This is a genomic window from Mycobacterium sp., assembly GCF_046091765.1.
Taxonomy (GTDB): Bacteria; Actinomycetota; Actinomycetes; order Mycobacteriales; family Mycobacteriaceae; genus Mycobacterium.
This window is the reverse complement of the sequence record NZ_JBJTCF010000029.1, coordinates 1-6,363: the sequence shown is the minus strand read 5'-3', so window position 1 is coordinate 6,363 and position 6,363 is coordinate 1. Positions and strand designations below refer to the sequence as shown.

3 protein-coding genes and 1 pseudogene are annotated in these 6,363 nt (G+C 66.5%); 2 read left to right on the top strand and 2 right to left on the bottom strand.

The genetic code is table 11. The annotated features are described in order from the left end of the window. Positions 1 to 214, bottom strand: a pseudogene (locus ACKOB8_RS02625) (cyclodehydratase); the annotation flags it as partial. Between the two features lie 91 nt (positions 215 to 305). Here ACKOB8_RS02625 and ACKOB8_RS02620 point away from each other — a divergent pair. Further along, on the top strand, positions 306 to 1,037 hold the full coding sequence (locus ACKOB8_RS02620; RefSeq protein ID WP_526375352.1) for a methyltransferase domain-containing protein: 732 nt from the start codon (positions 306 to 308) through the stop codon (positions 1,035 to 1,037). A 157-nt stretch (positions 1,038 to 1,194) separates the two neighbouring features. Continuing rightward, positions 1,195 to 5,946 carry an Ig-like domain-containing protein gene (locus ACKOB8_RS02615; RefSeq protein ID WP_526375350.1) on the top strand — a complete coding sequence of 1,584 codons (4,752 nt, stop codon included), beginning with the start codon at positions 1,195 to 1,197 and terminating at the stop codon, positions 5,944 to 5,946. A 156-nt stretch (positions 5,947 to 6,102) separates the two neighbouring features. On the opposite strand, the gene ACKOB8_RS02610 is transcribed toward ACKOB8_RS02615, so the two are convergent. Continuing rightward, positions 6,103 to 6,363: zinc-dependent metalloprotease (locus ACKOB8_RS02610; protein WP_526375348.1), on the bottom strand; the 261-nt coding region annotated here is incomplete at its 5' end.

Here is a 6,363-nt window from a genome sequence, read left to right as displayed (position 1 = left end):
GCGCGAGCCGGTGCAGGGCGGCGGGCTGCTGCGGGGCGGTCATCGCCCGCAGCACGAAGGCCAGGTCAGGGGCGGACAGCCCGGCTGGCGGGCGCACCAGCACCGCCCGGCGGGGGTCCCAGCCGATCTGCACGGCGCCGTCGGGACGCAGCAGCACCGGCAGCACCGGGTCCAGGGCGAGGGCCACGCGTGTGACTGTCGCACCGAACGGGATTGCGGGACTTCGGCTCTCCACAGGCGGTCGACGCGGTGTGGCACTCGGTGTGACACCCTGGTGATCCGCCGAACCTCACCGGGAGCAGACCGTGCATCTCAATTCCCCCGAGGGCAAACAGATCCTCGCCACCCTGCGCGACGGTGACTACGCCCACCCCGGCGAGGACGAAGCCGTCGCGCTGACCCTGCAGGGCCTGGCGCCCGACCCCGGTCAGCGGGTGCTCGACGTCGGCTGCGGGCGCGGCGGCACCGCCGAGTGGATCCGCCGGCACGGCTGGACGCAGGTCGTCGGCGTCGACGTGGACGCCGAGGTGATCGGCTACGCCCGCCAGCGCTACCCGCAGGTGCACTTCCGCGACTGCGACGTACTGGCGCTGCCGGAGGCCGATCTGGGTCTCTTCGATCTGATCTGTCTGTTCAACTCCTTCTACGCCTTCGGCGATCAGCCGGCGGCGCTGCGGGCGCTGCGCGCGGTCAGCGCACCGGGTGCCCGGCTGCGCCTCTTCGACTACGCCCAGCCGACACCGGGCCCGCTGCCCGCCGCGCTGGGCACCGAGATCGGCAAGCCGGTCGCCCTGGACCGCATCACCGACCAACTCGCCGACGCCGGCTGGTATGAGCCCGTCTTCACCGATCTGACCCAGCACTACATCGGCTGGTATCAGTACCTGCTGGACAAACTGGCCGCCCTGCGTGCACAGATCACCGCCGACCACGGCGCGGACTGGCACACCTTTTTCACCGGCTGGTACGGCGCGCTGCATCAGGCACTGATCGACGGGCAGATCCGCGGGGTGCTCATCGCCGCCACCGCCGGCTGAGGCTCGCGCGTATCAGTCGGCGGCAGGCCTTCGGGCCCGGCCTGAACGTGGGCTGAACTTCATCTGATGACTATCCGGAAACCCTTGTGGTTGACCTCACCGCGGGATTAGTTTCGGCGCAATTCTTTCTGGTCCGCGGGATGTTTGGGGAGCGGCGATGACTATTCGACACGGCGTGCGGGTGGGGGCGGCGGCTTTCGCCCTGGGGTTGGCCCTGGCGGGTCCGCAGGCAGCGGGGATCGCCGTCGCCGACGGCGGGGAGGCCGACGGCTCGGCGGTGTCGTCGGACACCGGTGATGCCCGCGGGGGTGCGGCCAAGGCGGGCCGGTCCGCGGGGCAGGCCCGGTCGGCACGGGTCGCGCAACGCGAGGTCGCAGGGCCCGCACGCAACGAGGCGGTGGCGCCGCCGACGCGGGCCTCGGCGGCTGATCGCACGGACGCTCCGGCCGCCGATGGATCCCCCGATGGGGTCCACCAGGATTCCGCTGCCCCGGCCCCGGAAACCCGGGTCGCCTCGCGGTCGCAGCGGCTGAGCACCCCGGGGTCCGCGTTGCGGGCCGCCGCGGGCCGCGGATCGCAGGGCCGCGCGCCCGCCGTGCCCGTGACCGACGCGGCCGACGCGGTCGTGTCGGGCGGCGCGCCGACTGCCACGCAGGTGCCGATCATCCGGCCGGGCATCCCGCCCTCCGGCGAGGCAACGGTGACAGCGCCGCTCGACGCGGTCGGGGTCGCGCAGGCAACGTTCTTCAACGCGCTGGCGAACTTCCTGAACGACCTTCCTGCGAATGATGTCACCCGATTCTTGGAGGGCGCGCTGCTGATGGTGCGCCAGAGGTTCTTCAACCAGGCCCCGCGGGTGACACCGTCGCCGCAGTCAACCACGGCCGATGGCACGATCCATGGCCGGATAGGGGCATTCGATCTCGAGGGCGACACGCTGAGCTACACCGTGACCGGTGCTTCGCAGTACGGCACCATCGAGGTCGATTCGACCGGTTACTACCGCTACACACCGGGGCCGATCTATCAGGGTTCGGACAGCTTCACCGTGAGGATTGCGCCGGCGAGTCGCTCTCTGAACATCCTCGACTGGGCCAGTGACGGCTCCCGGGATGTCGTGATCAGCATTGGCAGCCCGACCGTTTATGACGCTCCCGATGTTGCCGTCAACCTGCAGGGCATCGCAGGCCACATCGCGGTAACGCGCGGCTGGTTCGGCCAGTACACCGGCATCGTCACCCTGACCGACGTCACCGACGACACCCGGGGGGCGTGGCTGAGCACCGCGGGAGGCTTCGGCGGAATCACCGTCAAGGAAGTGGCCGAGAATTACCGGACGTTCACCGACCGGGCCGCCGCGAACGGAGCGACGGTGAATCTGCACCTGGCCTTCGCCGACGTCGACGGCGCCACGAAGGCCCTCATCCTGAACGACGTCAAGGCGAGCGTCGACTCCGACGGTCGTTACGTGTTCGCCGGTCTGGTGGCTCCCTCCCCTGAGATCGACGAGACCGGTGTCGACGCGTGGGACGTGGCCGGCAGGGACTTCAAGCCACGCTTCGACGCGTTCCTCACGACCTACAACCTCGACGGCAGTCAAGGGAGGTTCACGACAGTCGATGTCGACTTCACCGGGGCCGACCTGTACCTCGACACCATCACCCCGCTCAGATACGAGCAGTTGGGGCTGTACGCGCAAGACAGCGAGCCCGGAGCGCAAGCCACCCCGCCGTCTGTACCGGTGGCGCCCGCCCCGCCTGCGCTCACCTCTGCGCCCGACGGCCTGCTCACTGGTAAGGGACTGTCCGGGGTGAGCGCGGCGCTGTCGGTCGGGCAATCGGTGTACATCGGTCGCGATAACGGCACGGTGGAGGTGTGGGCGGCCGGAAGCTCCCAAAAGCAGCTGCTGGCCGGATTTACTGCTGATGGCAAGCCCCCGTGGGGAGAGAATGTCAAGGTAACCACCCTGACGGAGCTCGACCGGGTACTGCTCGATCAGACAGGTCAGCGTGTGGCCAGTACCTTCACCGGGTACATCCGCGGCGACGAACTGACAGTCACCGGACTGGGCGCCGGCAGCACGGTGCTGGTCGGCAGTGAGATCACCGCGCCAGGGGTGGCGAAGGGCACGATCGTCACCGCATTCGTACCGCGAATCGTGTCCCAGGCGGACTGCGACGTCAACACCAATAAGTGCAATGCGGGCGCTGCGGCGGGCGGGGTCGACGGGTTGAAGGGTACCTACAAGGTCAGCATCACACAGACCGTCGGCGATAGCGTTTCGGGGGTGGGCGACGACGCAGCCGCGGCCGGGATCGTGTTCACCCAGAAGACGCTGTCGGGCGATGTCATCCCGGCGGTCGCACAGGCGGTTCTCGTCGGGCTGTCCAACGGATCGATTCAGATGTATTCGCCCAGCGTGAGTCCGTCGGGCATCGGCACGGGGGGCTGGACCGAGCTGCACGGCTTCGAGTCCGGCTGGGGCGGGGTGAAGGCGATCATTCCCTACCTCGACGGTTTTGTCGTGGGCCTCGATAACGGATATGTGCGAAGGTGGACCGGTCCCAATGCGGGCAACCCCAGCACCTGGAAGAACAACTGGGAGATTCTCTATGAGCCCAAGACCACCGCGGCGCCCAAGTACGACGGCACCAGCATGGCCTTTAATCCCTCGGCGGCTGTCACCGCGCTGATGCCCTTCCGGGACCGGCCGGACATCTGCCCCGGCGACTCCGGCAAGGGAGGGTGCGCCGGGTTCCTCGTCGGACGAGACGACGGCTCGATCCTGAAGTACAACGAGGGCGCGGGCGGCGTGGGCAAGCCGGGATGGGAGACGCTCTACCAGAACGTGAACTCACCCGTGGTGGGCATCGTCGAATACAAGAAACTCATCAGCGGCAACAGTTATCTCCCGTCGTTTGCGTTCGCGCTGAGGAATACCTACGTCGGGGAGTGGAAGTGGCAACCGAAGAACGACGACGGTAACGTCCAGTATGGGAAATACGGCGTCGAGAAGATTCAAGAACCCGGGGTGTGGGGCCCCGGGAACCAAATCACGTCGATGACGCAGTTGGAGCGCGGATTCGTTGTCGGACTGGGGACTTCGTCGGTGCAGTTGCGCGATGCGAACACCGACGCATGGATGGAACTACACGACAATGGTTGGAGAGGCAAGTCAGACTCGAACCCCGTGGAGACGCTCATTCCGTTCCGGACCGATAGATCGGGCACCACGCGGCAGGGGGTGATCGTCGGATTGGCCAACGGTTCGGTGCAGGCGTGGAGGGGTGTCATCACGGGGAGAACGGGCCAGAACGACTGGGACGAGCTGCACGATAGCGGTTGGGCAAGCCCGGTCAGGGCTGCCGCCCCCGCTGTTGGAAGTGCCATCGACCTCAACGGCTACGCCGTCGTCCGCGACGGTCTGATCATCGGCCTTGGGAACGGGACGGTGCTGCAGTGGTCCGGGACAATCACCGGGCGCACCGGCCAAGGCGACTGGACCCAGCTCGAAGGCATTCCGGCCAATGCGGCCCAGAACGCTCTGGGCTCGGTGCCCGCCCTGTCGGACTTCACGTGTAACGAGGACTGGCGGTGCACGCAGAGCGGCAAACTCCAGCAAGCCGTGGACTTCGGTAAGCAACTTGCCGACAACGACTCACAGTGGAGCGGAAACACCGCGCAGTTCGGGCAGCAGGCCGGTGTCGGAAGCGCGACAGACCCGATCTTCGGCGCCGATGCCAGCGGTGCCGGGTTCCTGTATCCGAATCCCGCCGGCGGCACGACGTACACCTTTGCTTACCACCAAGACATCAGCCCCGAGAAACTGAACTACTCCGTCGGCGGCGAAGCCAAGATCGACTTCAAGGGCTCCGTCAGCTTGTCCAGCAACTGCGGTGCGGTTGGCACAGCGCGGTGCGCGATCCTGACCGTCAATTCGGTCGAGACGTCCAACAAGACCGTCGCCGACATCAAGACCGGGATGACCCTCAAGCCCTGCACTTTCTACGAATACGCGGGGCTGAACAAGTACACCGAAATCGGCGCGCAGGTGCCTGGTAGCACCAATCAGTTCTACATCGGTGGGTTCGTACCCGATGCGGATCTCGGCGCGAATATCGATAACAGGCTGTCCGGCATGTCAGCCCAGAAGCCGCCGTCCTTCAAGCTGGGTATCGACGTGAACCCGACCGCTTACGGCTACGTGGTGGTGCCCAACGGCAGCTTCCTCGACTATTTCAGGCCCAGTCGGTACTCGCTGGGTGTGCTGATCGCCACCGAGATCGGCCCCAGCATTCGTGTACAGCAGAAATTTGACCTTCCAGAGAAGGACTTCCAGCTAGCCTCGCTCTACTCTCCGGGCCCGCTGGGGTTTGACAGCTTCATTCTCGGCGCGGGCGCCAAACTCGGCGGGGATGTCAGCCTCAACGGTCTTGGCGACAAGACCTCGGCCGCCGCCTATGCCTACGCAGTTCCGGGCATGCTCGTCACCTACAACACGGCAGGCGCCCAGGAGAAGGTGCAAATTGCATTCAACTACTACCTTGACGCCGACGCGTCAGACTTCAAGGCCATCAGCGGGGCGACCGTGAACGCCAAGCTGACCCCGTACGTCAATCTCTTGTACGGCATCTTGATTCCGCCCAGGGTGCCGTTAGTCGGCGGATGGTCGCTCTTCACCGTCGGTGGCGGGTTCGAAAATCCGATCACCGCATCGCTGTGCGTCGACGCGTCAAGTTCCTGCCCGACGGCCGACAAGAAGACCGGCGCGACCGCGAGCCTCACCCTCGGCTCCTCCGGGGCGTTGACTTTCCACGCGGGTCTTCTCGACGGGATCACCAGCGCCCTGAGCTACGACAAGGAGATACCGCTATACCAGATTCCGAGTTACACCAAGGTGTTGTTCTGAGCGTTTGGCTCTGCCGGGGCGGCGGCTCTGGCTGTTGGCGGGATCCCGCACCTATGTGTCTACCGGCGTGCCGTACTTCTTCCCGAGTAAGCCGCTCGTCGCCCCGCTCTACCTCATCAAGCCCGAATCAGACCGTGCAGTAACGAGGCGGGCAACTCAGCCCTCCCCAGACTCCTTCTCGATCTCGGCGATCAGCGCATCCACGTCCGCCGAGCCGACCTCCCCGCCGATCACCCGGTCGATGAAGCCGGCCGGCTCGTCGAGGTCCGAAGACGTCGGCAGCAGGTCGGGATGGGCCCACACCGCGTCGCGCGCATCCACCCCGACCGCGGCGGTCAGCCGCTCCCAGAGCACCGCGGCCTCGCGCATCTTGCGCGGCCGCAACTCCAGGCCCACCAGGGTGGCGAAGGTCTGCTC

Coding starts and splice junctions, on each gene's coding strand:
- ACKOB8_RS02615 (WP_526375350.1), top strand. CDS start 1,195: ATGACTATTCGACACGGCGTGCGGGTGGGGGCGGCGGCTTTCGCCCTG.